General features: G+C 55.3%; 1 pseudogene. It reads left to right on the plus strand.

Annotated features, from left to right (window positions below):
- A pseudogene (locus tag AACW06_RS19995) lies at positions 1-541 on the plus strand (Ig-like domain-containing protein); the annotation flags it as partial.

Here is a 541-nt window from a genome sequence, read left to right on the forward strand (position 1 = left end):
AATACCACCGCTGAAAGTGCGCCAGTAACGTTTGATTTAGACACTACTATTCCGGGTGATACGGACGGTGATGGTGTAAGCGACACCGCGCCAACCTTGACCATAGCCGATGCAGCCGATGGCAGCGCCAGCGTGGCTGAAAACAGTGACGGTCTTGACACTGTGGTGACCATTCCTGAGGGTGTGGAAGTGGGTGATACGGTGACCTTAACCATCACCAACCCCGATGGCAGTATCACAGAGCAAACCTACACCGTCACCTTGCTAGATACATTAACTGGAACGGCTGCCATTACCATTCCAAGTCTGACGGACGAAGGCGCCTACAGCGTCACCAGTAGTATCAGCGATGCGGCGGGTAACACCACCGCTGAAAGCGCGCCAGTGACGTTTGATTTAGACACCACCATTCCGGGTGATACGGACGGTGATGGCGTGAGTGACACGGCGCCAACGTTAACCATTGCCGATGCGGCGGACGGCAGCGTCAGCGTGGCCGAGAACAGTGATGGTTTTGAAACCAATGTCACGCTTCCAACGG

It is taken from the genome of Vibrio sp. S12_S33, from assembly GCF_963889785.1.
GTDB classification, from domain to species: Bacteria; Pseudomonadota; Gammaproteobacteria; order Enterobacterales; family Vibrionaceae; genus Vibrio; species Vibrio aestuarianus.